39 protein-coding genes are annotated in these 24,743 nt (G+C 63.6%); 5 read left to right on the top strand and 34 right to left on the bottom strand.

Annotation, left to right across the window (positions count from 1 at the left end):
* Nucleotides 1-223: 223 nt before the first annotated feature.
* Together ACMI1Q_RS09465 and fba are read left to right on the top strand one after the other, a co-directional pair.
* Complete coding sequence (locus tag ACMI1Q_RS09465) at nt 224-1,069, top strand: DNA-3-methyladenine glycosylase family protein (protein WP_419503581.1); 846 nt, start codon at nt 224-226, stop codon at nt 1,067-1,069.
* Nucleotides 1,070-1,137: 68 nt separating this feature from the next.
* Complete coding sequence (gene fba, locus ACMI1Q_RS09460; RefSeq protein WP_417026349.1) at nt 1,138-2,001, top strand: class II fructose-1,6-bisphosphate aldolase; 864 nt, start codon at nt 1,138-1,140, stop codon at nt 1,999-2,001.
* A gap of 66 nt (nt 2,002-2,067) precedes the next feature.
* Here fba and ACMI1Q_RS09455 read toward each other — a convergent pair whose 3' ends face one another.
* The 3 genes from ACMI1Q_RS09455 to ACMI1Q_RS09445 all read right to left on the bottom strand — a co-directional run bounded on the left by ACMI1Q_RS09455 (nt 2,068) and on the right by ACMI1Q_RS09445 (nt 6,554).
* A complete protein-coding gene (locus ACMI1Q_RS09455; RefSeq protein WP_419503580.1) occupies nt 2,068-3,666 on the bottom strand; it encodes a M56 family metallopeptidase in 1,599 nt (532 codons plus the stop codon).
* Complete coding sequence (locus tag ACMI1Q_RS09450) at nt 3,659-4,030, bottom strand: BlaI/MecI/CopY family transcriptional regulator (protein ID WP_330058578.1); 372 nt, start codon at nt 4,028-4,030, stop codon at nt 3,659-3,661. Before ACMI1Q_RS09450 ends, ACMI1Q_RS09455 begins: the two co-directional genes overlap by 8 nt.
* A gap of 244 nt (nt 4,031-4,274) precedes the next feature.
* Nucleotides 4,275-6,554: a SpoIIE family protein phosphatase gene (locus tag ACMI1Q_RS09445; protein WP_419503579.1), complete on the bottom strand. Its 2,280-nt coding sequence runs from the start codon at nt 6,552-6,554 to the stop codon at nt 4,275-4,277.
* A 272-nt stretch (nt 6,555-6,826) separates the two neighbouring features.
* Here ACMI1Q_RS09445 and ACMI1Q_RS09440 point away from each other — a divergent pair, with 272 nt between their 5' ends.
* The 3 genes from ACMI1Q_RS09440 to ACMI1Q_RS09430 all read left to right on the top strand — a co-directional run bounded on the left by ACMI1Q_RS09440 (nt 6,827) and on the right by ACMI1Q_RS09430 (nt 8,523).
* Nucleotides 6,827-7,306, top strand: a complete 480-nt coding sequence (locus tag ACMI1Q_RS09440; RefSeq protein ID WP_419503578.1) for a GNAT family N-acetyltransferase — start codon at nt 6,827-6,829, stop codon at nt 7,304-7,306.
* Between the two features lie 9 nt (nt 7,307-7,315).
* On the top strand, nt 7,316-8,026 hold the full coding sequence (locus tag ACMI1Q_RS09435) for a class I SAM-dependent methyltransferase (RefSeq protein WP_419068128.1): 711 nt from the start codon (nt 7,316-7,318) through the stop codon (nt 8,024-8,026).
* A gap of 86 nt (nt 8,027-8,112) precedes the next feature.
* Nucleotides 8,113-8,523 (top strand): NifB/NifX family molybdenum-iron cluster-binding protein, encoded by a 411-nt coding sequence (locus ACMI1Q_RS09430; protein ID WP_419503577.1) that lies wholly within the window; start codon nt 8,113-8,115, stop codon nt 8,521-8,523.
* 90 nt (nt 8,524-8,613) lie between these two features.
* Here the strand turns inward: ACMI1Q_RS09430 and ACMI1Q_RS09425 are convergent, their stop codons facing one another.
* From ACMI1Q_RS09425 to rplD, 31 genes are all read right to left on the bottom strand, one after another.
* Complete coding sequence (locus ACMI1Q_RS09425; RefSeq protein ID WP_330058969.1) at nt 8,614-9,765, bottom strand: ribose-phosphate pyrophosphokinase; 1,152 nt, start codon at nt 9,763-9,765, stop codon at nt 8,614-8,616.
* 276 nt (nt 9,766-10,041) lie between these two features.
* A complete protein-coding gene (gene rplQ, locus ACMI1Q_RS09420; protein ID WP_177522285.1) occupies nt 10,042-10,383 on the bottom strand; it encodes a 50S ribosomal protein L17 in 342 nt (113 codons plus the stop codon).
* A gap of 23 nt (nt 10,384-10,406) precedes the next feature.
* The gene (locus ACMI1Q_RS09415; protein WP_177522286.1) at nt 10,407-11,363 is read right to left on the bottom strand and encodes a DNA-directed RNA polymerase subunit alpha; all 957 of its coding nucleotides are present in this window, start codon (nt 11,361-11,363) and stop codon (nt 10,407-10,409) included.
* A 72-nt stretch (nt 11,364-11,435) separates the two neighbouring features.
* Nucleotides 11,436-12,062, bottom strand: a complete 627-nt coding sequence (gene rpsD / locus ACMI1Q_RS09410) for a 30S ribosomal protein S4 (RefSeq protein ID WP_419503576.1) — start codon at nt 12,060-12,062, stop codon at nt 11,436-11,438.
* Nucleotides 12,063-12,081: 19 nt separating this feature from the next.
* Nucleotides 12,082-12,489: a 30S ribosomal protein S11 gene (gene rpsK, locus ACMI1Q_RS09405; RefSeq protein ID WP_177522288.1), complete on the bottom strand. Its 408-nt coding sequence runs from the start codon at nt 12,487-12,489 to the stop codon at nt 12,082-12,084.
* A gap of 15 nt (nt 12,490-12,504) precedes the next feature.
* Nucleotides 12,505-12,876: a 30S ribosomal protein S13 gene (gene rpsM / locus ACMI1Q_RS09400; protein ID WP_177522289.1), complete on the bottom strand. Its 372-nt coding sequence runs from the start codon at nt 12,874-12,876 to the stop codon at nt 12,505-12,507.
* A gap of 91 nt (nt 12,877-12,967) precedes the next feature.
* Nucleotides 12,968-13,081 (bottom strand): 50S ribosomal protein L36, encoded by a 114-nt coding sequence (gene rpmJ / locus ACMI1Q_RS09395; RefSeq protein ID WP_058965281.1) that lies wholly within the window; start codon nt 13,079-13,081, stop codon nt 12,968-12,970.
* A 30-nt stretch (nt 13,082-13,111) separates the two neighbouring features.
* Nucleotides 13,112-13,330: a translation initiation factor IF-1 gene (gene infA, locus ACMI1Q_RS09390; protein WP_058965282.1), complete on the bottom strand. Its 219-nt coding sequence runs from the start codon at nt 13,328-13,330 to the stop codon at nt 13,112-13,114.
* Nucleotides 13,331-13,342: 12 nt separating this feature from the next.
* On the bottom strand, nt 13,343-13,600 hold the full coding sequence (locus tag ACMI1Q_RS09385; RefSeq protein ID WP_177522290.1) for a KOW domain-containing RNA-binding protein: 258 nt from the start codon (nt 13,598-13,600) through the stop codon (nt 13,343-13,345).
* Nucleotides 13,588-14,361 carry a type I methionyl aminopeptidase gene (map, locus tag ACMI1Q_RS09380; protein ID WP_177522291.1) on the bottom strand — a complete coding sequence of 258 codons (774 nt, stop codon included), beginning with the start codon at nt 14,359-14,361 and terminating at the stop codon, nt 13,588-13,590. Before map ends, ACMI1Q_RS09385 begins: the two co-directional genes overlap by 13 nt.
* A gap of 3 nt (nt 14,362-14,364) precedes the next feature.
* Nucleotides 14,365-14,997: an adenylate kinase gene (locus ACMI1Q_RS09375; RefSeq protein ID WP_419503575.1), complete on the bottom strand. Its 633-nt coding sequence runs from the start codon at nt 14,995-14,997 to the stop codon at nt 14,365-14,367.
* 42 nt (nt 14,998-15,039) lie between these two features.
* Entirely contained in the window at nt 15,040-16,338 is a 1,299-nt protein-coding gene (secY, locus tag ACMI1Q_RS09370) for a preprotein translocase subunit SecY (RefSeq protein WP_419503574.1), read from the bottom strand.
* A gap of 1 nt (nt 16,339) precedes the next feature.
* A complete protein-coding gene (rplO, locus tag ACMI1Q_RS09365; RefSeq protein ID WP_330058963.1) occupies nt 16,340-16,780 on the bottom strand; it encodes a 50S ribosomal protein L15 in 441 nt (146 codons plus the stop codon).
* A gap of 20 nt (nt 16,781-16,800) precedes the next feature.
* Nucleotides 16,801-16,971: a 50S ribosomal protein L30 gene (rpmD, locus tag ACMI1Q_RS09360; protein WP_419503587.1), complete on the bottom strand. Its 171-nt coding sequence runs from the start codon at nt 16,969-16,971 to the stop codon at nt 16,801-16,803.
* Nucleotides 16,972-17,207: 236 nt separating this feature from the next.
* Nucleotides 17,208-17,711 (bottom strand): 30S ribosomal protein S5, encoded by a 504-nt coding sequence (gene rpsE / locus ACMI1Q_RS09355; protein ID WP_177522295.1) that lies wholly within the window; start codon nt 17,709-17,711, stop codon nt 17,208-17,210.
* Nucleotides 17,712-17,724: 13 nt separating this feature from the next.
* Nucleotides 17,725-18,084 (bottom strand): 50S ribosomal protein L18, encoded by a 360-nt coding sequence (gene rplR, locus ACMI1Q_RS09350; protein WP_177522296.1) that lies wholly within the window; start codon nt 18,082-18,084, stop codon nt 17,725-17,727.
* An 18-nt stretch (nt 18,085-18,102) separates the two neighbouring features.
* The gene (gene rplF / locus ACMI1Q_RS09345) at nt 18,103-18,645 is read right to left on the bottom strand and encodes a 50S ribosomal protein L6 (protein WP_394979332.1); all 543 of its coding nucleotides are present in this window, start codon (nt 18,643-18,645) and stop codon (nt 18,103-18,105) included.
* Nucleotides 18,646-18,663: 18 nt separating this feature from the next.
* Entirely contained in the window at nt 18,664-19,062 is a 399-nt protein-coding gene (rpsH, locus tag ACMI1Q_RS09340; RefSeq protein WP_177522298.1) for a 30S ribosomal protein S8, read from the bottom strand.
* A gap of 122 nt (nt 19,063-19,184) precedes the next feature.
* The gene (locus tag ACMI1Q_RS09335; RefSeq protein ID WP_087172340.1) at nt 19,185-19,370 is read right to left on the bottom strand and encodes a type Z 30S ribosomal protein S14; all 186 of its coding nucleotides are present in this window, start codon (nt 19,368-19,370) and stop codon (nt 19,185-19,187) included.
* Nucleotides 19,371-19,384: 14 nt separating this feature from the next.
* Nucleotides 19,385-19,924, bottom strand: coding sequence for a 50S ribosomal protein L5 (gene rplE / locus ACMI1Q_RS09330; protein WP_394976969.1), 540 nt, complete (start codon nt 19,922-19,924; stop codon nt 19,385-19,387).
* A 15-nt stretch (nt 19,925-19,939) separates the two neighbouring features.
* Nucleotides 19,940-20,254: a 50S ribosomal protein L24 gene (gene rplX, locus ACMI1Q_RS09325; RefSeq protein ID WP_419068139.1), complete on the bottom strand. Its 315-nt coding sequence runs from the start codon at nt 20,252-20,254 to the stop codon at nt 19,940-19,942.
* 13 nt (nt 20,255-20,267) lie between these two features.
* Complete coding sequence (gene rplN, locus ACMI1Q_RS09320) at nt 20,268-20,636, bottom strand: 50S ribosomal protein L14 (protein ID WP_370827648.1); 369 nt, start codon at nt 20,634-20,636, stop codon at nt 20,268-20,270.
* 29 nt (nt 20,637-20,665) lie between these two features.
* The gene (rpsQ, locus tag ACMI1Q_RS09315) at nt 20,666-20,920 is read right to left on the bottom strand and encodes a 30S ribosomal protein S17 (RefSeq protein WP_394979336.1); all 255 of its coding nucleotides are present in this window, start codon (nt 20,918-20,920) and stop codon (nt 20,666-20,668) included.
* Nucleotides 20,921-20,933: 13 nt separating this feature from the next.
* Nucleotides 20,934-21,119 (bottom strand): 50S ribosomal protein L29, encoded by a 186-nt coding sequence (gene rpmC / locus ACMI1Q_RS09310; protein ID WP_394964951.1) that lies wholly within the window; start codon nt 21,117-21,119, stop codon nt 20,934-20,936.
* Nucleotides 21,119-21,550 (bottom strand): 50S ribosomal protein L16, encoded by a 432-nt coding sequence (rplP, locus tag ACMI1Q_RS09305; protein ID WP_394964953.1) that lies wholly within the window; start codon nt 21,548-21,550, stop codon nt 21,119-21,121. Before rplP ends, rpmC begins: the two co-directional genes overlap by 1 nt.
* A complete protein-coding gene (gene rpsC / locus ACMI1Q_RS09300; protein WP_417025032.1) occupies nt 21,550-22,236 on the bottom strand; it encodes a 30S ribosomal protein S3 in 687 nt (228 codons plus the stop codon). The genes rplP and rpsC overlap by 1 nt, the downstream gene beginning before the upstream one ends.
* Nucleotides 22,237-22,252: 16 nt before the next feature.
* On the bottom strand, nt 22,253-22,588 hold the full coding sequence (gene rplV / locus ACMI1Q_RS09295) for a 50S ribosomal protein L22 (RefSeq protein WP_394960465.1): 336 nt from the start codon (nt 22,586-22,588) through the stop codon (nt 22,253-22,255).
* A 20-nt stretch (nt 22,589-22,608) separates the two neighbouring features.
* Nucleotides 22,609-22,881, bottom strand: coding sequence for a 30S ribosomal protein S19 (rpsS, locus tag ACMI1Q_RS09290; RefSeq protein WP_058965300.1), 273 nt, complete (start codon nt 22,879-22,881; stop codon nt 22,609-22,611).
* A gap of 15 nt (nt 22,882-22,896) precedes the next feature.
* Nucleotides 22,897-23,727 (bottom strand): 50S ribosomal protein L2, encoded by an 831-nt coding sequence (gene rplB / locus ACMI1Q_RS09285; RefSeq protein WP_419503573.1) that lies wholly within the window; start codon nt 23,725-23,727, stop codon nt 22,897-22,899.
* A gap of 98 nt (nt 23,728-23,825) precedes the next feature.
* The gene (gene rplW, locus ACMI1Q_RS09280; RefSeq protein ID WP_394979339.1) at nt 23,826-24,119 is read right to left on the bottom strand and encodes a 50S ribosomal protein L23; all 294 of its coding nucleotides are present in this window, start codon (nt 24,117-24,119) and stop codon (nt 23,826-23,828) included.
* Complete coding sequence (gene rplD / locus ACMI1Q_RS09275) at nt 24,119-24,742, bottom strand: 50S ribosomal protein L4 (RefSeq protein ID WP_417025030.1); 624 nt, start codon at nt 24,740-24,742, stop codon at nt 24,119-24,121. The genes rplW and rplD overlap by 1 nt, the downstream gene beginning before the upstream one ends.
* Between the last annotated feature and the right edge of the window lies 1 nt (nt 24,743).

Raw genomic sequence — 24,743 nt, 5'->3', positions numbered from 1 at the left:
CCGGGTTTTCAACCCGGTTTTCCACAGCGTTGTTGAAAGTTTTTCCGTAAACAAGGGGTTATAAACGGCCTGTCAATATTGGAATTTCGACGGTTTTTACAGGGATTTTGCCCCTTTTTTCTCTTAATTTACCTCCCGCCGGTCTGTCCCCGCGGCCTTGACTTTGGGCCCTTTGGCCGCTATCGTACAAAGCAGGAACGCATCTTTATTGAAAGGAGACGCCATGCTGCTGCTTGAAAACACCCGCGGGCTGGACCTGGACGCCACCCTTGGCTGCGGGCAGACCTTTTTGTGGCGGCCGCTGGAGGGCGGCGGATGGGCCGGTGTGACCGCCGGGCGGGCGGTGACCGCCCGCATGGAGGGCACAGTCCTTGTTCTGAAAGGCGCACAGGAAGAGGACCGGGCCTTCTGGGCGAACTACTTTGCGCTGGACATGGACTACCCCGCCCTGCTGGAGCGCTTTTGCGCGGGCAGCAAGCGGCTTGCGGTGTGCGTGGAGCACAGCCCGGGCATCCGGGTGCTGCGCCAGCCCTTTTTCGAGACGCTGTGCTGCTTCATCATCAGCCAGAACAACAACATCCCCCGCATCGCGGCCATCACCGGGCGGCTGTGCGAAGGGCTGGGGGAAAAGCTGGGCGAGGGGCTTTATTCCTTCCCCGCGCCGGAGGTGCTGGCCGGGCGGGAGCCGGAGGACCTTGCCTTTCTGCGGGCGGGCTGGCGGGCGGAGTATCTCATCGACGCGGCCCGGAAGGTGGCCTCGGGCCAGGTGAGCGAGGCGGCGCTGGCCGCCCTGCCCGACGCCGAGGCCCGGGCCCTTCTGATGACCGTGAAGGGGGTGGGGCCCAAGGTGGCGGACTGCGTGCTGCTCTACAGTCTCTCCCGCTGGAGCGTGGTGCCCATGGACGTGTGGATGAAGCGGGCGATGGCGCGGCTTTTCCCCCGGGGCGCGCCGGTGTGCTGCCGTCCCTATCAGGGCATTGCCCAGCAGTTCATCTTCGATTATGCCAGGGCCAGCCTTCCCCGGGGCGCAAATGACAAAAAAAGCGCAAAACCGCGCCGCGGCGATTGATTTTGTCCGTCCGATGGGGTATACTGTTTTAGGATTGCATCCCATCCAAACGATCGGAGGTCATAAATATGTTAGTTTCCGCTACTGAAATGCTGAAAAAGGCCCGTGACGGCCACTATGCTGTGGGTCAGTTCAACATCAACAACCTGGAGTGGACCAAGGCCGTTCTGCTCACCGCGCAGGAACTGAACAGCCCGGTGATCCTGGGCGTGTCCGAGGGCGCGGGCAAATACATGACCGGCTACAAGACCGTGGCCGCCATGGTGAAGGCCATGGTGGAGACCCTGAACATCACCGTGCCTGTGGCCCTGCACCTGGACCACGGCAGCTACGAAGGCGCCAAGGCCTGCCTGGAGGCCGGCTTCTCCAGCATCATGTTCGACGGCAGCCACTACCCCATCGACGAGAACGTGGCCAAGACCACCGAGCTGGTGAAACTGGCCCATGAGATGGGCGTTTCCGTGGAGGCCGAGGTGGGCTCCATCGGCGGCGAGGAAGACGGCGTTGTGGGCGCCGGCGAAGTGGCCGACCCCGCCGAGTGCAAGCGCATCGCGGACCTGGGCATCGACTTCCTGGCCGCCGGCATCGGCAACATCCACGGCAAGTACCCCGCCAACTGGAAGGGCCTGGACTTTGACGCTCTGGACAAGATCCACGAGGCCACCGGCGGCATCCCCCTGGTGCTGCACGGCGGCACCGGCATCCCCGCCGACATGATCCAGAAGGCCATCAGCCTGGGCGTGTCCAAGATCAACGTGAACACCGAGTGCCAGCTGAGCTTCGCCGCCGCCACCCGCGAGTACATCGAGGCCGGCAAGGACCAGCAGGGCAAGGGCTATGACCCCCGCAAGCTGCTGCTGCCCGGCTTTGAGGCCATCAAGGCCACCGTCAAGGAGAAGATGGAGCTGTTCGGCAGCGTGAACAAGGCGTAAGCCTCTCTTCCCATTGAACCAAAAAGACCGCCCCACCGGGGGCGGTCTTTTTTTGCGTTTTCGCGGTCAGGCATCGGGGAAGTAGTCGTGCAGGTCCCGCAGCGCGCCGTCCTGGCGGACCTCCACATGGCAGTGGTTCCCGGTGCTGTTGCCGGTGGAACCCACCGCGCCGATCTGCTGGCCCTGGGCCACCTCGTCCCCCACCGCCACATCAATGCTGCTCATATGGCTGTAAAGCGTGGAAAGGCCGTTGCCGTGGTCGATCATCACCACGTTGCCATAGGCGTAATGCCACTGGGCCATGGACACGGTGCCCGCCGCCATGGCCAGCACTTCGCTGCCGTAGGGCGCTTTCAAGTCAGCCCCCTTGTGGTAGTCGCTCTTCCAGCGGCTGACCGTCTCATACGCCGGCACCGGCCAGATAAAGCCATCTGCTTGCAGTGCGTCGTCTGCCTTTGCAGTGCTTTGGGAGGCGGGCGGCACACTGTCTGCTTCGGTCCCGCTCTGGGAGGCGGACGGCTGCGAGGCAGAGTCCGGCGCATCCTGCGCCTGAGAGGCGGGCGGCATACTGTCTGCTTCAGCCCCGCTCTGGGAGGCGGACGCGCCCGCCAGCGGCTGGGGCGAGGCGCTGCTCACCGGGGCACTCACCGGCGCGTCGGAGGCGGAGAAGCCCGCCGCCACGCAAACGGTAAGGCAGAGGGTGGCGATCAGCGCAGCGGCCACGGCCACGGTGAGGCGGCGGCTGGGGGCCGCCGGGTGCAGCAGGGCGGCAAGACGGGCCTGCAGTTCCTTTTTGCTGCCGCCCAGGCCCGCCGCGCCGGCGGGCAGGGGGCGGCTTTGGGCCGCGTCCAGCAGCAGAAGACCGTAAGTGAGGCGGTCGGCTTCGCCCAGCCCTGCGGCAGCCTTTTCGTCACAGGCGTATTCACAGGCCCGGCTCCAGCGCCCCTCCTGCAGCGCGCACAGGGGGTTGAACCAGTGCAGCCGGCAGCACCAGCGCACCAGCGCCTTGGCCCACAGGTCGCCCCGGCTCAGATGGGCCGCCTCGTGGCGCAGGGCCAGTTCCAGCCGGGCCAGCGTCATTCCTTCCGGCAGATAGAGCACCGGGCGCACAAGGCCGGTCATCACCGGGCCCGCAAGGCCGGGGCAGACCCGCAGTCGGGGTGCACGGGCCACGCTCGCCTGGGCGCACACTTCCTGCCACAGGGCGTCCCGCTCCCCTCCCACCGGGGCGGAGAGCCTTTGCAGCCCACGGCAGAAACGCAGATACCGGCCCATCTGCCACAGGGTGCAGGCCAGCGCTCCTGCGGCCCAGACCCAGGGCAGCGCCGCCAGCACCAGGGCCGCCGGGTCCGGCGTGGCAGCTGGAGCCGCGGTTTGGGTGGGCAGCACCGCCGGGGCGGCGCTTTGAGCGGCGCGGGCCGCCGCATCCAGCGCCCGGCCCACCGGAGCCAGGGGCGCGGCCACCGGGGCGGGCTTTGCCGCGAAGAGCAGCGCCAGCACCGGCCCCGCCGGCACCAAAAAGAGGGGGAATGCCGCCGCCAGCGCCCGGGCCCGGGCGGCGGGCCGCAGCTTGTTCAGCAGCGGCGAGAGAGCCAGACAGGCCAGCACCGCCAGCCCGCCCGCCGCCGAAAGGGGCAGCACCAGAGAGTAGAACAGTTCATTCACGGCCTTTCACCTCCTCGTCCAGCCAGGCCCGCAGTTCCGCCAGTTCCCCGTCGGAGAGGCCCTTTCCATCGTACAGGGCGGCCACCATGCTCTTGACGCTGCCGCTGTAATAGCGGCCCAGCAGCTCCCGGGCGGCCTGGGCCCGGTAATCCTCCGCGCTCACCAGGGCGCGGTAAAGGTTCTGCTTGCCCTGCTTTTCCACCGCCAGGGCCCCCTTGTTCACCATGCGGGCCAGAAAGGTGAGCAGCGTGGAGGGCTTCCAGCCCTTTTCCGCCATCCGCTCGGTGAGCTGCGCCGCCGTGACCGGCGCGCCCAGCTCCCAGACCTTTTCCATGATCTCCAGTTCCGCGTCGGAGAGTTTCATTTCTTTCGCCTCCATATTCTACATCTTGTCGACGATTTAATACTACACGATGTAGAAGATAATTGCAACCCCTGTGCGCCCCTTTTCACAATTTTTTCAAAGGCAGGGCGGAAAGCTGCCCACCGCGGCGGCAGGGCGGTCATTCTGCGCGGCGCGGCGGACCCTGCCGCCTTCTCCATGGCCGCAGACGCAAAAAACGCCCCTCCGGGCCCGCAGGGACCCCGGAAGGGCGCTTTGCTTTTTGTCACACCGCTTTTTCCAGCGCCAGCACCGCCACGGTGATGTCGTCCGGGCGGGCGCTGCGGCTGGCCCGGCCTTTGGCCATGTCCGCCAGGATGTGGGCGATTTCGGCGGGGGTGCTGCCCATGGCGGCGCAGAGTTCCAGCTGCTGGCAGATCCAGCCGGGGCCGTCCACCAGCGCGCCGTCGCTCACCAGCACCACCAGCTCCTTCTCGTGGAGGGTCAGGGTGCGGCCCTCCCCCACCACGCTGCTCAGGATGCCCACCGGCAGGCCGGCGGCCTCCACCGGCTCGGCCTTGCCGCCCCGCACCACAAAGGTGGGGCAGGCCCCGGCTTTGTAGAGACTGGCCCTCCCGGTGTAGAGGTCCACGCTCACCAGATCCAGGGTGGCGGCGCTCTCCTCGTCGCTCTTGAGGGCCAGCGCCACGTTCACCAGCCGGGCCGCGCTCTCGGCGGCAAAGCCCGCTTTCAGCAGTTTTGCCGCCAGGGTGCAGGCCAGGGTGCCGTCGATGGCGGCGGGCCGCCCCACCCCCATGCCGTCGCAGAGCAGAAGGTGGGCGCTGCCGAACGCGTCGCAGAACTGCTGCACCGCGTCGCCGCAGGCATCCTCCTTGGCCGGGTGGGCCGCCAGCCCGAACACCGGGTCATACACCGCCTTCTCGGTGAGGGTGAGGGTAGTGACGGGGCCGGTGTGGTCCACCACAAAGGGGGCCAGCGCCCGGTGGCAGATGGCCGAGGCCTCCTTGCTCAATTCCGTCAGCTCCTCATCGGAGAAGGTGGTGCGGCTCACGCTCACGGTGCCCCGCAGCCGCCCGGAGGCGTCGTAGCCCAGCTGGGCCTCCAGCGGCTCCAGCCCCAGGGAGGCCAGCAGCGCCGAAAGGCGGGCGGTCTTGCCCTCGTCGGGGGCCACCGTCTGCCCCAGCTGGCCCGCCATCTGGCCCAGCGCCTGGGCCATGGCGGTGTACTGCTCGGTGAGGGCGTTGCGCATGGCCTGGGCCCGAACCCGGCTCTCCCGCCGGCTGCGGTAGAGGGTGTAGGCCCGCCCTGCCGCACTGCACAGCTCCACCGGGTGCACACAGCGGCAGAACTGCCCCGGCAGCTGCTCCAGCGCCGCCCGGCCCTGCTGTTCCAGAATGGGCTTGAGGCGCAGAAAGCCGTCCACCGTGTCGGAGTAGTGCTCCACCCAGCAGCGCTCCCGCTGGCCGCAGCTGCGGCAGAGCTCTTCCGCCACGTGGTCCATCACCCAGTTGTAGCTCTCCCCCTTTTTGGGCAGGGTCTTGTAGACGCTGTCCACCGTGTCCGCGATGCCGGTGAGAGCCTGGGCCACATGCTCCAGCTGGCCCACGGCGCTGGCCACCCGGGGGCGGGCGGCGCTCTCGGTCACCGGCTCCGCCTGGCCGGGCAGGGCCGCCAGCCAGCGTCGGGGCAATGCGAAGAAGGCGGCCTCCGCCAGCGCCGCGCTGGCCAGAAAGCCCAGCAGGGCCTCCGGGGAGGATGCGGCCAGACTGCACAGCACCGAGGTGCCCAGAAACACCGCGGCGCTGCCCATCCGCTCGCCGGGGGTGAGGAATGCGGCGGCAAGACAGCCCGCCGTCACCCCCAGGCCCGCGAAGGCCAGGTCCGGGTCGGCGGCGGTGAGCATCACCGCCCCCGCAGCACAGAGGGCGGCGCAGTCCCGCACGCGGCCCCGGTAGGCCAGCCACAGGCCCGCCGCCGCCAGCACCGCAGCGGCAGGCTGCAGCGGGCCGGCGGGCAGGGCGCAGAGGGCGGGCAGGGCCAGCATCGCCAGGGGGAAGGCTTGTCCCGCCAGCGGGGCAGAGGGACGGGGCCGGGCCTTGGCGGTCTTTGCCAGCGCGAAGCCTCCCGCCGCCGCCAGCACGGCGGACCCCAGGGTGGTGAAGGCCGCCGCCGGGGTGGACAGGCCCGCCATCGAGAGCATCAGCTGCACCAGCAGTAAAGTGCCGCAGCCCGCCGCGGCGGCGGGCCAGAAGGTGGTGCGGAAGAGCCAGCGCCCCGCCAGCGCCGAGGCCAGGGCCGCCAGCCAGCGCAGGCTGTCCACCGGGTCCAGCAGGGCGAGATAGCCCAGCGCCGCGCCCGCGGCGGCGCTCTGGACCCAGCTCTGCCCCACCCCCAGCACCAGCGACAGGCCGAAGGGATGCAGCCCGCCGAAAACGCCTCCCGCCGCCAGGGAGAATCCGCCGAAGCCCGCCGCCATCTGCCACAGAACGGGGCCCGCCTCTTCCAGCCGGCGGCGCAGGCGCAGAGCGCGCAAATGTTCGTTCATCTTCCTCCACCTCGTTTTTCTTCCTTGGTTGTCAGCGCGGCGGCGGCCCGGGCCTTATGTAACGGCGGGCCGCCGCGACTGCTGTGGTACCACCGGCAGCCATCCGCCGCCGGCATTCGTCCCAAGTATATGCCCCCTCCCCTTCACTTTTTGCCGCAGTCCGTCGCAAGCGCAAAATGCGGCAAAACTTCCCCTTTCCCCCGCTCTTCAGCCCTGCGTTGCCTTTTGGCCGCCGCTGTGGTATGCTCTTTGCCAGAGAGGGGGAACGGGCCATGGAGCTGTTTCTTCGCCCCGCCGGGCGGCGGGACGCGGCGGCGCTTGCCGCCATCTACAATTCAAATCCCGGCTTTCTCGCCCATCATCTGGGCCGGGAGCGGGTGGACGAGGCCTTTCTTTTATCGGAACTGGAGGAGATGGCCGGGGCGGGCTTTGCCTCCTATCTCATCACCCAGGGCGAGGGCGGCCCGGCGGTGGCCGCCGCTGACGTGCGGGGCGGCGAGGAGGCCTATCTCTCCCTGCTCATCCTGCACCGCACCGCCCAGGGCCGCGGCATGGGCCGGCGGTGCGCGGCCCTGCTGGAAGACCACCTGCGCGCCGGCGGCAGCCGCCGGGTGCGCATCGACGTGGTGGACGACCACCCCGGCAATCCCCTGCCCTTCTGGCGGCGGCTGGGCTACGAGGGCAGCGAGCGGGTGGCCCTGACCTGGGGCGAAAAGACCAGCAGCGCGCTGGTGCTGCGCAAAGAACTGTGAGGGAGCGACATGGAGAAGAACACCGAAGAATTCCGCCGCTGGCTGGCCGCCACCCGGGACGAGCCTTTGGAAGGCATGGCGGCCTTTTTCGACGCCCGCACCGGGGAGTACGAGGCCCACATGGCCCCCTGGGCGGCCCAGTACCAATGGATGGCCCGGGAACTGCCCGCCGGCACGAAGCGCCTTCTGGACCTGGGCTGCGGCACCGGGCTGGAACTGGACTGCATCTTCCGCCGTTTTCCTGCTCTGGAAGTCACCGGCGTGGACCTGGCGGGGGGCATGCTGGACCTGCTCCGGCGCAAGCACCCCGGCAGGGCCCTGACGCTGGTGCAGGCGGACTATTTCGCCTGGGAGCCGGAAGGCGGCCCCTTCGACGCTGTGGTGGCCTTTGAGACCCTGCACCATGTGACCGCGGCCAAAAAGACGGAGCTCTTTGCAAAGGTGCACCGCTGGCTGCGGCCCGGCGGGGTCTTTCTGGAGTGCGACTACATCGCCTCCACCCCGGAGATGGAGGAAATGGCCTTTGCCGAGGCCGCCCGCCGCCGGGCGCGGGACGGTGTGCCGGAGGAGGTCTTTGTCCACTTTGACACGCCCCTCACCCTGGAGCACGAGCTGGAAGCCCTGCGGGCGGGGGGATTCGCTGCGGTGGAGGTGCTGGGCTTTCTGCCGCCGGACGACCACACCCCGCTGCTGCGGGCGGTGAAGGCTCCCCTGCCTTGACTTTTCCGCCCGCCGGGGGGATAATTAGACCAAACAAACCGGGCGGCCGAAGATTCGGCCGCCCTTTCAAAAGGAGCATGGAACAAATGAAAGTTGCTATTCCCTACGAGGCCGGTCAGGTCTTCGGGCACTTCGGCCACAGCGCCGCCTTCATGGTCTACGAGATCGAGGCCGGCAAGGTGGTGAGCAGCACCCTGCTGCCCACCAACGGCAGCGGCCACGGCGCGCTGGCGGGCCTGCTGGCGGCGAACAAGGTGAACGCCCTGATCTGCGGCGGCATCGGCGGCGGCGCACGCACCGCTCTGGCAGCGGCGGGCATCGCGGTGTATGCCGGGGTCACCGGCAGCGCCGATGCGGCGGCCGCCGCGCTGGCCGAGGGCCGTCTGACCTTTGACCCGGACGCCGTCTGCGCCCACCACGAGGGCCACGGCGAGGGCCATGACTGCGGCAGCCACGGCCACGACTGCGGCAGCGCCGAGCACACCTGCGGCGGCTGAGTCTGCTTTACAAAACGAAAAAGCCCTGACCGGCATCGGTCAGGGCTTTTTTGTGTCAATTTGTTTTACGGTTTGTATTAAATCGACAAATCATTTCACACCGTAGCGCTGCAGCAGGGCTTCGATCTTGGCGTGGGGGTCGATGATGCTGCTCACGCTCATGTCGTGGTTGATGGCGGCCACAAAGTAGGCGATGTACTTGGACACATCCACCTCGTGGAACCACTCGCGGCTCAGCAGCTCGGGGGTGCGGTAGGTCAGGTTGGTGCCGAACACACCGCTGATGATGCCGTCGGCATAGGCCTTGTCGAACTCGGCCAGACCGGCGGTGAAGATGGCGTAGGTGGCGTTGCAGAAGATGCGCTTGGCGCCCCGCTTTTTCAGCTCGTAGCCGATGTCCAGCATGCTCTCGCCGGAGGAGATGATGTCGTCGGCGATGAACACGTCCTTGCCTTCCACGCTCTCGCCCAGATACTCATGGGCAACGATGGGGTTGCGGCCGTTCACAACGCGGCTGTAGTCGCGGCGCTTGTAGAACATGCCCAGGTTCACGCCCAGCACGCTGGCGTAGTACATGTTGCGGTTGATGGCGCCCTCGTCGGGGCTGATGACCATGAAGCTGTCCGGGGTGGGCTTGAAGTCGGGGATGTGCTTGAACATGGCCTTCATCACCTGATAGGTGGGCATCACGTTGTCCATGCCCATCAGGGGCACCGCGTTGGACACGCGGGGGTCGTGGGCGTCAAAGGTGATGATGTTGGCCACGCCCATGCCCTGCAGCTCCTGCAACGCGTAAGCGCAGTCCAGGCTCTCGCGGTAGGTGCGGCGGTGCTGGCGGCTGCCGTAGAGCAGCGGCATGATGACGGTGATGCGGTGAGCCTTGCCGCTGGCGGCCTGGATCAGGCGCTTCAGGTCCTGGTAGTGGTCGTCGGGGCTCATGCTGTTTTCCGAGCCGAACAGCCGGTACTTGCAGCTGTAGTTGCCCACATCCACCACGAAGTAGAGGTCGTCACCGCGAACGGTGTTCTTGATCACGCCCTTGCCGTCGCCGGAAGAAAAACGGGGGCACTCGCTGGGGATGATGAAGGTCTCCTTGTTGAGGCCTTTGCGGTTGGCCCAACGGACCAGGTGGCTGTCGATCAGCGCGGTCAGTTCGTGGGCGCCGGGGGTGGCGATCAGGCCAAGGTCTGCAACGCCGTTGCCGTCAATGAAAAACTCAGCGCCGCTGTGCTGCTGCTCCATCACAAGAAACAACTCCTGTTCTTTTTTTCGATTCCTGCCCCGGCAAAGCCGGGTCGTACATGATTACACCAACATATTAACATACTTTTTACCAAAGGAACAGCACCCCGCGCATTTTTCGGCATTTTCTGCGTCCGGGCCATTCTGTACGACCGCGATGGGGCAAAAATTTGGAGATTTTGCCCAAAAGCGGCGGTGCTGTCCCCTTTAAGGGACAAAGAATCCGCCCCTGTTCCCGCAGGAACAGGGGCGGCAAAAAGCCTTTTGGCGCTGCGATCAGACCAGCTCGATGATGGCCATCTCGGCGGCGTCGCCGCGGCGGGGGCCGATCTTGACGATGCGGGTGTAGCCGCCGTTGCGGTCAGCATACTTGGGGCCGTACTCGTCGATGACCTTCTTGGCCACGGTCTCCTTGGTGATGTAGGAGTAGACCTGACGCTTGGCGTGCAGCTCTTCCTTCTTCCCCAGGGTCACCATCTTCTCGGCCATGGAACGAACTTCCTTGGCACGGGTGACGGTGGTCTCGATCTTGCCGTTCTCAAACAGGTAGGTGACCATGGCACGCAGCATGGCGTTGCGGTGCTCGCTGGTTCTGCCGAGTTTTCTGGTACCGGGCATCCCGTTTCACTCCTTTGCTGTAATTACTCGTCGTCTTTGGTAAGGGTAAAGCCCAGAGAATCAAGCTTGGCCATGACCTCTTCCAGGCTCTTGCGGCCGAGGTTGCGGACCTTCATCATCTCGTCCTCGGACTTGTTGATCAAATCTTCCACGGTGTTGATGCCCGCGCGCTTGAGGCAGTTGAAGGAACGCACCGACAGATCCAGCTCTTCGATGGTCATCTCCAGAGCCTTCTCCTTGCCCTTGTCGTCCTTCTCCACCATGATCTCGGCGCCGATGGCCTCCTCGGACAGGTTCACGAAGAGGTTCAGGTGCTCGGTGAGCACCCGGGCCGCCAGGCTCACCGCCTCTTTGGCGTTGATGGTGCCGTCGGTCCAAACCTCGATGGTGAGTTTGTCGTAGTCGGTGATCTGGCCAACGCGGGTGTTGTCCACGGTGTAGTTGACCTTCAGGACAGGGGTGTAGATGCTGTCGACGGGCAGAACGTTCAGATCGTTCTTCTCCATCACCAGCTGCTTGTTGCGCTCAGCGGGCACATAGCCCCGGCCCTTGTCGAAGGTGAGCTCCATCACGAGCTTGCCGCCTTCGTCCAGGGTGGCGATGTGCCATTCGGGGTTCAGCACCTCGATCTCATCGCTGGGTTTGATGCTGCCAGCAGTAACTTCACACTCACCGGACGCCTCGATGCGCACGGTGACAGGGCCGTCGGCGTAGAGTTTGGCGGCAATGCCTTTGAGGTTCAGAACGATCTCGGTCACGTCTTCCTTGACGCCGGGGATGGTGCTGAACTCGTGAACAACGCCGTCGATCTTAACGCTGGTGACGGCTACACCGGGAAGCGACGAGAGCAGGACACGCCGTAAGCTGTTGCCCAAGGTGGTACCGAAGCCACGCTCCAGCGGTTCCACGACAAACTTGCCGTAGCGTCCGTCGGGCGACAGGCTCGCGGTATCGATTCTGGGGCGTTCGATCTCCATCATAGTTAAATCCTCCCTTGGCGGCCGGCCCCGGAAGGCCGGCCAGTAGTGTTCGCTTTCCCTTGGGTGAGTTTGTTACTTGGAGTACAACTCAACGATCAGGTGCTCGGCCACATCGAAGTCGATGTCGGCGCGGTCCGGCAGCTTGTCGACCACAACGCTCATCTTCTCGAGGTCCTTGGTCATCCAGCCGGGCACAGGGCGGGAGGCATTCTTCTCAGCGCACTCCTTCAGCTTGGCGCTGTCGGTGGTCTTGACTTCCACCTTGTCGCCGGCAGAGAGGAGGTAGGAGGGGATGTTGACGATCTTGCCGTTCACGGTAAAGTGACGATGCAGGACCAGCTGACGGGCTTCCTTGCGGCTCATGGCGAAGCCGGCGCGGTAGACAACGTTGTCCAGGCGGCTCTCCAGGATGCGCAGCAGGTTCTCACCGGTCATGCCGCTCTTGCGCTCGGCCATGTCAAAGTAGTGGGCGAACTGGCTCTCCAGAACGCCGTAGTAACGCTTCGCCTTCTGCTTGGCGCGCAGCTGCAGGCCATACTCACTGACCTTCTTGCGCATCTGGCCGGTGCCATGCTGGCCGGGCACAAAGCTGCGGCGCGCGAACGCGCACTTGTCGGAATAGCAGCGCTCGCCTTTCAAAAACAGTTTCTGACCTTCGCGGCGGCACTGACGGCACACTGCGCCTGTATATCTTGCCATTCTTGTTCCTCCTTAAAAATCAGATGCGGCGACGCTTGGGCGGGCGGCAGCCATTGTGGGGGATGGGGGTCACGTCCTTGATCATGTTGACCTCAAGGCCGGTGGCCTGCAGCGCGCGGATGGCGGCTTCGCGGCCGGCGCCGGGGCCCTTGACGTAGACCTCAACGGTCTTCATGCCGTGCTCCATGGCCACCTTGGCGGCGGCCTCCGCCGCAGACTGAGCGGCGAAGGGAGTGCTCTTGCGGGAACCGCGGAAGTTCAGACCGCCGGAGCTGGCCCAGGAAACGGTGTTGCCCTGCGTATCGGTAATGGTAACGATGGTATTGTTGAAGGTGCTCTGGATGTGCGCAGCGCCGCGCTCGATGTTCTTGCGCTCGCGCCGCTTGGTGCGCACGGCGCCCTTTTTAGCAGCAGCTTTAGTTGCCATTTCTCTTGCTCCTCCTTACTTCTTCTTGTTCGCGACGGTGCGCTTCGGGCCCTTGCGGGTGCGAGCGTTGGTCTTGGTGCGCTGGCCGCGAACGGGCAGCCCCTTGCGATGGCGAACACCGCGGTAGCACTGGACTTCGACCAGGCGCTTGATGTCCAGCGCCACGTTGCGGCGCAGGTCGCCTTCCACGATGACGTTGTTCTTGTCCAGGTACTCACGGATCAGACCTTCCTGCTCAGCGGTCAGGTCCTTCACGCGGGTGTCGGGATCGATGTTGGTAGCCGCCAGGATCTTCTTGGCGGTGCTGGGGCCAATGCCATAGATGTAAGTCAGGCCTACTTCGACCCGCTTTTCGCGGGGCAGGTCAACGCCGGCAATACGTGCCATAGTTTCAAAAACCTCCTAAAATAACATCCCATGTCCGTGTCGGGGGCTGCGCCGGGAATCTACGCACTTGCCCCCCAAGCGCTGGGGGGCCTTAGCCCTGGCGCTGCTTATGCTTGGGGTTTTCGCAAATGACCATCACGCGACCTTTGCGCTTGATGACCTTGCATTTTTCGCAGATGGGTTTCACGGAAGGCTTAACCTTCATGCTGATAACCTCCTTTGTGACTTGGGCGCTTTACTTAGAGCGCCAGGTGATGCGCCCCTTGGTCAGATCGTAGGGCGACATTTCCAGTGTAACCTTGTCTCCGGGCAGGATGCGGATGAAATTGGTCCGCAGTTTGCCGGAGATGTGCGCCAGCAACCGATGGCCGTTTGCCAGCTCCACCCGGAAGGTGGCGTTGGGCAGTGCCTCGACGACAGTGCCCTCAACTTCGATGACGTCTTCTTTAGACAAGCTCTTCCCTCCTCATGGCTTTGCGGGGTGCTGGGCGTCGAACGCCTTCACCGCCGCTGCGAGCTGTTTGTCGGTTGCAAGGCTTTCGCCCCGCAGAACGGTTGCGGTGGGGGCCACATGCCTTATCTTTTTGGCCTTGGGCCGATCCAGTTTGCGCAGACTTCCGTCCGCGAGAAAAAGCATCTGGCCTTGTATGCCGATCACCGCAAAAGTCCGGTTTTTGTCCCGGCCGGCTTTTGAGCGGACCAGCTGGCCTTTTACAAAGTCCATTCAGGCCCCTCCCACGCTTTGGTCAGGACTTCCGGCCCCGCGGCGGTGATGGCGACCGTGTGCTCAAAGTGAGCGGAAAGGCCGCCGTCCGCCGTTTTCACCGTCCATCCATCGGCCCCCGTCACCACGGAGTAATGCTTCTGGTTGACCATGGGTTCAATGGCGAGGGTCATGCCCGCCACAAGGCGGGGACCCCGGCCGGCGGGCCCGAAATTGGGCACCTCCGGGTCCTCGTGGAGCTCTTTGCCCACACCGTGGCCCACAAAACTGCGGACGACCGAGAAGCCGTTTTCTTCCACATAGGTCTGCACCGCGTTGCTGATGTCGCCCACCCGCGCGCCGAACACCGCGGCGGCAATGCCGCGGTGCAGCGACTCACGTGTGACGTCCAGCAGGCGCTGGGCCTCCAGGTCCAGTTTGCCGCACCCGAAGGTGCAGGCGTTGTCCCCGTTGAAGCCGCCGAAGGCAGCCCCTGTGTCGATGCTGACGATATCGCCCGGCCGGATCACCTTTGCATGGCTGGGGATGCCGTGGATCACTTCGTCGTTGACGCTGATGCACGCGGTGCCCGGAAAGCCGTACAGGCCCTTGAAGTTGGGCTTGGCGCCCTGCCGTTTGATAAAGTCGAAGATGATCTTGTCGATCTCGGCGGTGGTGATGCCTGCCTCGATCGCTTCGCCGCCGCGCCGCAGCGCCAGAGCGCTGATCTCGCAGGCCCGGCGCATGACGGCAAGTTCTTTGGCGTTTTTAAGCTGGATCACGCGTTACGCCTCCAGTGCTTTCAGCAGAAGAGCGGTGGTGTCGGCAATGGTGTCCTGCCCTTCCACCACCACCAGCTTGCCCCGCTGGCGGTAGAACTCCACCAGGGGCTCGGTCTGCTCGTGGTAAGCGGCCAGCCGGTCGCGCACGGTGGCGGGCTCGTCGTCCTTGCGGACGATCAGAGGCCCGCTGCACCGGTCGCACCGGTCAGGCTCGCGGCTGGGCTTGAACTCCAGGTGATAGGAGGCCCCGCAGGCGGAGCACACCCGCCGCCCGGAAAGCCGCCGCATGATCACTTCATCCGCCACCTCCAGGTCCACCACCTTGTCGATGACCACGCCCATCTCCTCCAGCGCCTCGGCCTGGGCCACCGTGCGGGGCACGCCGTCCAGAATGAAGCCTTTGGAGCAGTCGGGCTGGGCCAGGCGCTCTTTGATGATCCCGATGATGACGTCGTCGGGGACAAGCGCGCCGCTGTCCATAAAGGATTTCGCTTTCAGCCCCATCTCTGTGCCGTTTTTCACGGCCTCGCGCAGGATGTTGCCGGTACTGATGGCCGGGATGCCCAGCTTGTCGCAGACGATCTCAGCCTGGGTGCCTTTGCCGGCGCCCGGAGCGCCCAAAAGAATCAGGTTCATGCTCGTTTGTCCCCTTTCTGTTTTGTGTTTCGCGTCAGGGCCTCACTCGAGGAAGCCCTTGTGATGGCGCATCAGCATGTAGCTTTCCATGCTGCGGCCGGTGTCCAGAGCCACGCCCACGACGATCAGCAGGCTGGTGCCGCCCAGCTGGATGCTCACGCCGGTGACGTTGCCCAGGATGATGGGCAGCACCGCGACGATGCCAAGGAACACAGCGCCGATCAGGGTGATCTTGGACAGGCTCTTGGTGATGAAGTCGCTGGTGGGCTTGCCCGGGCGGATGCCGGGGATCGCGCCGTTGTTCTTGCGCAGGTTGTTGGCGATCTCCACCGGGTTGTACTGAATGGCCACATAGAAATAGTTGAAGGCCAGGATCAGCAGCAGGTAGATGACAGCGTAGAGGAGGCTGTTGTAGTTGAACACATTGAAGAACGCCACCCAGAAGGAGCTCTCGACCTGCAAGAGGCTGCCGATCATGTTGGGGATGCTGCACAGGGTGCTGGCAAAGATGACGGGCATAACGCCGCTCATGTTCACCTTGATGGGAATGTGGCTGGCCTGTCCGCCGTACATCTTGCGGCCCACCACCCGCTTGGCGTACTGCACCGGGATGCGGCGCTCGCCGTTGGTGAGGATGACCACGAACACCACCGCGGCGATCGCCAGGATGGCGATGATGGGGAGGTAGACGTAGTACTGGGGCTTGCCGTCGGCGGCTTCGGCCAGCAGGGCCTGCACGCTGCCGATGACGTCGCTCCAGCGGGAGATGATGCCGACGAAGATCAGCAGCGAAACGCCGTTGCCGATGCCCTTGGCGTCGATCTGCTCGCCCATCCAGGTGAGCAGCTGGCTGCCGGCGGCGAAGCTCAGCACGATAACGACGGCGCTGAACCAGGCCTGCCAGCCGGTGTTGTAGGTCAGCACGCCCCAGCTGCGCAGCACCATGTAGTAGCCAATGCTCATGGCCACGCCGATGCCGGCGCCGGTGTAGCGGGTGATGCGGGTCAGCTTGCGCCGGCCTTCCTCGCCCTCTTTGCTCAGCCGCTCCAGGGCGGGGATCGCCACAGTGAGCAGCTGAATGATGATGGAGGCGTTGATATAGGGCGATACGCTCAAAGCGAAGATCGCGCACTGGCTCAGCGCGCCGCCGCTCATCATGTTCAGGTAATCCAGCATGTTGCCGCTGCCGCCCAGCTCCCGGAAGAGCTCCAGCGCGTCCACGTTGACGTAAGGCACGCTGATGGCGCAGCCCAGCCGGAAGATCACGAGGATCATCAAGGTGAACAGGATCTTTTTACGCAGTTCGGGGATCTTCCACGCGTTGCGGAACGTATCGAACACCTTAGATCACCTCGGCCTTTCCGCCTGCCTTCTCGATCTTTTCTTTGGCAGTGGCGGTGTAGGCCGCCAGCTGAACAGTGAGGGCTTTGGTCAGTTCGCCGTTGCCCAGCACCTTCACGCCGTCCAGGCTCTTCTTGATCAGACCGGCTTCCACCAGAGCCTTGGTATCAACCACGGCACCGGCTTCGAACTTGGCCTCCAGGTCGCTCACCTTAACGGTAGCATACTCGGTGGCAAAAATGTTGTTGAAACCGCGCTTGGGCAGGCGGCGCTGCAGCGGCATCTGGCCGCCTTCGAAACCAGCCTTCTTGACGCCGGAGCGGGCTTTCTGGCCCTTGTGGCCGTAGCCGGCAGTCTTGCCGTTGCCGCTGCCGTGGCCGCGGCCCTTGCGCTTCGCTGCCACATTGGAGCCGGCGGCGGGCTTTAATTCATGAAGCTTCATCTGCTTGCACCTCCTTGCTGTTACGCTTTGGTGACCGCGACCATATGGCTGATCTTGGCGATCTTGCCGGCGGTCTGGGCGTTGTCGGGCTGAACGGTGACGTCGCCGATCTTCTTCAGGCCCAGGCTCTTGGCGGTGGCGATCTGCTTGGCGCCACGGCCGGAGAGGCTCTTGGTCAGCTTCACGGTCACGGTACCGGCCTTGACTTCCGCCTTCTTGGCGGCGGTCTTCTTGGCGGCGGGCTTGGCCTCGCCGTCGGCCGCCTTCTTGGTGGTCTTCTTGGCGGCGGGCTTGGCCTCGCCGTCAGCCGCCTTCTTGGCCGCGGGCTTCTTGGCCGCGGTGGCCTTCTTGGCGGCGGGCTTCTTCTCGGCGGCAGCCTCGGTGGCCGCTACCTTCTTCTCGGTTTCTGCCATTGTAAGCTACCTCCTTAACCCAGAATCTCTTTCACGGTCTTGCCGCGCTTGGCAGCAACTTCCTCAGCGCTGACCAGGTTGCACAGGCCGTTGAAGGTGGCGGTGACCACGTTGCAGGGGTTGTTGGAGCGCAGGCACTTGGTACGGATGTCCTTGATGCCGGCCACTTCCAGGACCGCACGAACGGGGCCGCCGGCGATCACGCCGGTACCGGGGGCGGCGGGACGCATCAGGATGCGGCCGGCGCCGAACTCGCCCACGATCTCGTGGGGGATGGTGGTGCCCTTCATGTTGATCTTGTGCATGTTCTTCTTGGCAGCCTCGAGGCCCTTGCGGATGGCCTCGGGAACTTCGCCGGCTTTGCCCATGCCAAAACCGATGGTGCCCTTGCCGTCGCCAACGACAACCAGAGCGCTGAACTTCATCACGCGGCCGCCTTTAACGGTTTTGGATACGCGGTTGATGGCAACGACTTTTTCCAGCATGCCGTCGTCAACTTCACGATTTCTTCTTTCCATTGTATCCTCCTCCTTACAGCTCCAGGCCGCCCTCACGGGCGCCCTCGGCCAAAGCTTTCACGCGGCCGTGATACACAAAGCCACCGCGATCGAACACGACGGTCTTGATGCCTTTGGCCAGAGCCTTCTCGGCGATCATCTTACCGACCTTGTTCGCCGCCTCGACGTTGCCGCCGAAGCCCTCAAAACCCTTCTCCATCGTGGAGGCGCTGACCAGGGTCACGCCGGCCACGTCATCAATGATCTGGGCATAGATGTGCTTGGAGGAGCGGAATACATCCAGACGGGGGCGCTCAGCGGTGCCGCTGATCTTACCGCGCACACGGCGGTGACGACGAAGCCGGGCTTCGTTCTTGTCAGGCTTATTAACCATTGTCTTTCACTCCTTACCTTATTTGCCTTTGCCGGCTTTGCCCTCTTTGCGGATGATGTGCTCACCGGCATAGCGGATGCCCTTGCCCTTGTAAGGCTCCGGCGGGCGCTTCTCGCGCACTTCCGCGGCAAACTGGCCGACCTTCTGTTTGTCGATGCCCTTGATGATGATGGTGTTGGCGTCCGGAGCCTCGATCTTGATGTCGTCGGTCTCGTCCACGATCACCTGATGGGAGAAGCCCAGGTTCATGACCAGGCTCTTGCCCTGCTTGGCCACACGGTAGCCGACGCCCTGAACTTCCAGCTTCTTCTCGAAGCCGTTCACAACGCCCTCCACCATGTTGGAGATGTTGGTGCGGGTGAGGCCGTGCAGGCTGCGGGCCTCTTTCTCGTCATTGGGGCGGGTCACCAGGATTTCACCATTCTCGACCTTCACGGTCATCAGCGGATGGATCTTGGAATTCAGGGTGCCCTTGGGGCCCTTCACGGTAACGTCGTGCCCGTTGACACAGACCTCGACGCCCGCAGGAATGACGATGGGTTTTCTTCCAATTCTCGACATTGTCTTTATGCCCCTTTCTTACCACACAAAGGCGAGTACTTCGCCGCCAACGTTGGCAGCTCTGGCAGCCTTGTCGGTCATAACGCCCTTAGAAGTGGAAATGATCGCGGTGCCCAGGCCCTTCATGACCCGGGGCATATCCTCGCAGTTGGTGTAGATGCGCAGGCCGGGCTTGGAAACGCGCCGCAGGCCGGCGATGACGGGCTGGCCGTTCTCCTGATACTTCAGGGTCAGGCGCAGGGTGCCCTGCTTGGAGTCTTCGATCAGCTGCACACTCTTGATGTAGCCCTCGTCAACCAGGATCTGGCAGATCGCCTTCTTCAGGTTGGAAGCGGGAACGTCTACAGAAGGGTGTTTGGCACAGCTGGCGTTGCGGATGCGGGTGAGCAGGTCCGCGATGGGATCGGTGATATGCATGCCACTAACCTCCTTAAGGTTCTTCGTTTGGGTTGTTCTTCAAAAGCGGCGGGGCGGCGGGGCTTTTGCCCCGGGGCCGCCCGCCCGCTCCGCCGGCCGGTTCGGCCGGCAGGCAGCGGGATTTACCAGCTGGCCTTCTTCACACCGGGGATCTCGCCCTTGTAGGCCAGTTCCCGGAAGCAGATGCGGCAGATGCCGTACTTACGCAGGTAAGCATGGGGACGGCCGCAGATTTTGCAGCGGTTGTAGGCGCGGGTAGAGAACTTGGGCTCGCGCTGCTGCTTGATCTTCATAGAAGTTTTTGCCACAGTCGTACCCTCCCTCAGTTAGCGAACGGAGCGCCCAGAGCCTTCAGCAGCTCCTTGGCCTCTTCGTCGGTGTTCGCGGTGGTGACAAAGCAGATGTCCATGCCACGCACGGCGTCGATCTTGTCGTAGTCGATCTCAGGGAAGATCAGCTGCTCCTTGATGCCCACGGCGTAGTTGCCGCGGCCGTCGAAGGAGTTGCCGTTGATGCCGCGGAAGTCACGCACGCGGGGCAGAGCCACGCTGAACAGACGATCCACGAACTCATACATACGCTCGCCCCGCAGGGTGACCTTCACGCCGATAGGCATGCCCTCGCGCAGCTTGAAGTTCGCAACGCTCTTCTTGGCGCGGCAAACCACAGGGCGCTGGCCGGTCACGGTGGCGATGTCGCCCAGGATGGCGTCCATCATCTTGGGGTTGTCCTTGGCGTCGCCGCAGCCCACGTTCACGACCACCTTGTCGAGCTTGGGGATCTGCATCACGCTCTTGTAGCCGAACTTGCTCATCAGAGCGGGAGCGATCTCGCTGACATACTTATCTTTCAAACGTGCCATTGATGTTCCCCCTCCTTACAGCTCGGCGCCGCACTTGCGGCACACGCGCACACTCTTGCCATCCTTCACGGTGTGGGCCACGCGGGTGGCCTTGCCGCACTTGGGGCAAACCGGCATGACCTTGCAGGCGTAGATGGCGCCCTCGGCCTTCACGATGCCGCCCTGCTCGCCCTGACGGCGAGGCTTGACGTGCTTGGTGACCATGTTGCGGCCCTCGATGATGACCTTGCCCTCCTTGGGGCTGACAGCCAGAACCTTGCCGGTCTTGCCTTTGTCTTTACCGCTGATGATCATAACGTTGTCGCCGGTTTTAACATGAAGATTGTTCATTCTTAAAACCTCCTTACAGCGATTCCGGAGCCAGGCTCAAGATCTTCAGGTAGCCATTCTCGCGCAGTTCGCGGGCGACCGGTCCAAAGATACGGGTGCCTCTCGGGTTTTTGTCTTCACGGATGATGACAGCCGCATTCTCGTCGAAGCGGATGTAGCTGCCGTCCTCGCGGCGCAGGCCATGCTTGCTGCGAACGATCACAGCCTTGACCACGTCGCCCTTCTTCACGGTGCCGCCGGGGGCCGCCTTCTTGACGGAAGCCACCACGACGTCGCCGATGTTCGCATATCTCTTGCGGGAGCCGCCCAGCACACGAATGCACATTAACTCTTTGGCACCGGTGTTATCGGCCACTTTGAGATACGTTTGCATCTGAACCATTGCCAGATCCTCCTTTCAAAGTACCAGGCTTATTTCGCCTTCTCAACGATCTTGACCATGCGCCAGCACTTGTCCTTGGACAGGGGCCGGGTCTCCATGATCATCACACGGTCGCCAACGCCGCACTCGTTATTCTCGTCGTGGGCCTTGAACTTCACGGTGCGCTTCAGGATCTTCTTGTAAAGGGGGTGCTGAACGCTGTCGCGCACGGCGACCACGATGGTCTTATCCATCTTGTCGGACACAACGGTGCCCACACGGGTCTTTCTCAAATTCCGTTCCATCGTTTAACCTCCCTTACGCTTTCTCTGCCAGGACAGTCAGCACACGGGCGATGTCCTTCTTGACGATGTCGATGCGGCCGGGATTCTCCAGCTGGTTGATGGCGTGCTGAAAGCGCAGGTTGAACAGCTCTTCCTTCAGCTCGCCCAGCTTCTTATTCAGATCCGCGGCGGACATGTTGCGCAGTTCTGCAGCTTTCATCAGCCCTCAACCTCCTTCACTTCGTCTTCACGCTTGGCAAATTTGCACTTGACAGGCAGCTTGTGCATGGCAAGGCGCAGAGCCTCGCGGGCGGTCTCCTCGTTGACGTCAGCCAGCTCGAAGAGCACGCGGCCGGGCTTGACCACAGCGACCCAGTACTCGGGGCTGCCTTTACCGGAACCCATTCGGGTCTCGGCGGGCTTCTCAGTAACGGGCTTGTCGGGGAAGATCTTGATCCAGACCTTACCGCCACGCTTGATGTAACGGGTCATGGCGATACGGGCGGCCTCGATCTGACGGCTGTCGATCCAGCCGGGCTCCAGAGCGACCAGGCCGTACTGGCCCTGGTTCACAGTGTTGCCGCGCATGGCCTTGCCGGTCATGCGGCCGCGGTGGACGCGGCGGTATTTAACGCGCTTAGGCAGTAACATTACTTATTGCCTCCTTCCTTGCGGGCGGCGGGCTTGGCGCCCTTGAGGACCTCACCCTTGTAGATCCACACCTTCACGCCGATGCGGCCGTAGGTGGTGGCAGCCTCCGCAAAGCCGTAGTCGATGTCGGCGCGCAGGGTCTGCAGGGGGATGGTGCCCTCGTGGTAGGTCTCGGTGCGGGCGATGTCGGCGCCGCCCAGACGGCCGGCGACCTGGGTCTTGATGCCCTTGGCGCCCCGCTGCATGGCGCGGCCCATGCACTGCTTCATGGCACGGCGGAAGCCGATGCGGCGCTCCAGCTGGCCGGCGATGTTCTCGGCCACGAGCTGGGCGTTGGTGTCCATGTTCTTGACCTCAACGATGTTCACGTTGACGGGCTTGCCCACCATCTTGGAGAGCTGGTCCTGCAGCTTGACGATCTCGCTGCCGCCCTTGCCGATGACCATGCCGGGCTTGGCGCACCAGATGCTCACCTTCAGCTTGTAGTCGTTGGACTGGGCGTCCAGGGTGCGCTCGATCTCGATCTTGGGCACGCCAGCGCCGAAGAGCTGCTTTTTCAGGGTCTTGCGGATCTTGTAATCCTCGACCAGGGTGTCGCCGAATTCCTTTTTGGAAGTAAACCAGCGGCTGTCCCAATCTTTGATGACGCCCACGCGAAGACCGTGGGGATTCACTTTCTGGCCCATTGTGTTTACCTCCTTCTTACTCTTTCTCTTTCAGAACCACGGTGACATGGCTGGTGCGCTTCAGCACGTGGAACGCGCGGCCCTGGGCGCGGGGACGGATGCGCTTCAGGGTGGGGCCGGGGGTGACAAAGCACTCGGCCACGTACAGGCTGTTCTTGTCCATGTTGTGGTTGTTTTCCGCGTTCGCGGCAGCAGATTTCACCAGCTTCAGAAGGGGCTCGCAGGCGGCCTTCGGGGTGTACTGCAGAATCGCCAGCGCCTTGTCCAGAGGCTGGTTGCGGATCAGATCCAGCACGACCGAAACCTTCCGGGGGCTGATGCGGGCGTATCTAAGATGTGCCCTAGCTTCCATTGCTCTACTCCTCCTTTTGCTTACTTGCCGGTCTTGGAACCGGCATGGCCCTTGAAGGTACGGGTGGGGGCGAACTCGCCCAGCTTGTGGCCAACCATATCTTCCGTCACATAAACGGGCACATGCTTGCGGCCGTCGTGCACCGCGAAGGTGTGACCGACGAAATCCGGGAAAATGGTGGAGGACCGGCTCCAGGTCTTCAGGACCCGCTTCTCGCCGGCGGCGTTCATCTCCTGAACGCGCTTCAGCAGAACAGGCAGGACGTAAGGTCCTTTCTTAACACTTCTACCCATGTTCGTTCTCCTCTCTTAACCGTTGGCGCGCTTGACAATGAACTTGTCAGAGCGGTTATGATGCTTGCGGGTCTTGTAACCCATCGCAGGCTTGCCCCAGGGGGTGACAGGGCCGGGACGGCCAACAGGGCTCTTGCCTTCGCCGCCGCCGTGGGGGTGGTCGCAGGGGTTCATGACGGAACCGCGGACGGTGGGCCGCCAGCCCATGTGGCGCTTGCGGCCGGCCTTGCCGAGGTTGACGTTCTCATGGTCCACGTTGCCGACCTGGCCGATGGTGGCGATGCAGTTCAGGGGCACGTTGCGCATCTCGCCGCTGGGCAGACGGATCAGGGCGTAGCCGTTCTCCTTAGCCATCAGCTGGGCCATGTTGCCGGCGCTGCGCACCAGCTGGCCGCCCTTGCCGGGGTACAGCTCGATGTTGTGGATGATGGTACCAACGGGGATGTTGGCGAAGGGCAGGGCGTTGCCGGGCTTGATGTCGGCGCTGGGGCCGGCCATCACGGTGTCGCCCACCTTCAGGCCTTCAGGAGCCAGGATGTAGCTCTTGCCGCCGTCGGCGTACTCGATGAGAGCGATGTGGGCAGAACGGTTGGGATCGTACTCCAGGGTCTTGACAGTGGCGGGCACGTCAAACTTGTTGCGCTTGAAGTCGATCACGCGGTACTTGGTGCGGTTGCCGCCGCCATGATGGCGAACGGTGATGCGGCCGGTGTTGTTGCGGCCGGAAGCCTTCTTCATGGGCTCCAGCAGGCTGCGCTCGGGCTCGACCTTGCTCAGCACGCTGTAATCGGTAACAGTCATGCCGCGGCGGCCCGGGGTAGTCGGCTTGTACTTTTTGATAGCCATTGCGGTATTCTCCTTTTTGACTTATGAATTGTTATCGGGGTCATATCCCCATACGCGAGCCTTGCTCAGGCTCAAAGGAGCTGCCTTCGAAGAGCAGCTTAGACCATGCTCTCGAAGAAGTCGATGCCCTTGCTGCCCTCTTTCAGGGTGACAATGGCCTTCTTGCTGGCAGCGGTGTAACCGCCGTGCAGGCCCTGGCGGCGCCAGCGGCCCCGCACGTTGATGGTGTTGACCTTCTCGACCTTCACGCCGAACAGCTTCTCGACCGCGTCGGCGATCTCGACCTTGTTGGCATCGGTGGCCACTTTGAAGGTGTACTTCTTGTTGGCAACGCCCATCATAGAGTTCTCGGTAATGACGGGAGCCAGAATGATGTCATGTGCAGTTTTCATCAGCCCAGAACCTCCTCAAGTTTCTTGGCCGCGTCCACGCTCAGGATGAACTTGTCGGCGTTCACGACGTCGTAGGTGTTCACGCTGGTGGCGACGGTGGTCTTGACGCCGGGGATGTTGGCGGCGCTCTTGACCAGCTTCTCTTCCACGGCGGGAGTGACGATCAGGTTCTTCTTGCCGGCGCCCACAGCGCTCAGCATGCTGACCACGGCCTTGGTCTTGTACTCGGCCACGCTCAGGTTGTCCACCAGGATCATGTCGCCGGCAGCAGCCTTGGCGCTGATGGCGCTCAGGATGGCCAGACGCTTGACCTTGCGGTTCAGCCGATAGCTGTAGTCGCGGGGCTTGGGGCCCAGGGCAACGCCGCCGTGAGTCCACTGCGGGCTGCGGGTGGAACCCTGACGGGCATGACCGGTGCCCTTCTGACGCCAGGGCTTGCGGCCGCCGCCGGAAACCTCGCTGCGGGTCTTGGTGCTCTGGGTGCCCTGCCGCTGGTTGGCCAGGAAGTTGACCACGGCGGCGTGAACAGCCTTCTCGTTGGGGGTGATCCCAAACACGGCGTCGGAAAGCTCTACGGTGGAAACTTTCTTGCCGTTCATATCCAAAACGTCAAATTTTGCCATT

The organism is Candidatus Allofournierella excrementavium, from assembly GCF_048526665.1.
Lineage (GTDB): Bacteria > Bacillota > Clostridia > Oscillospirales > Ruminococcaceae > Allofournierella_A > Allofournierella_A excrementavium.
This window is presented reverse-complemented; position numbering and strand designations above follow the sequence as displayed.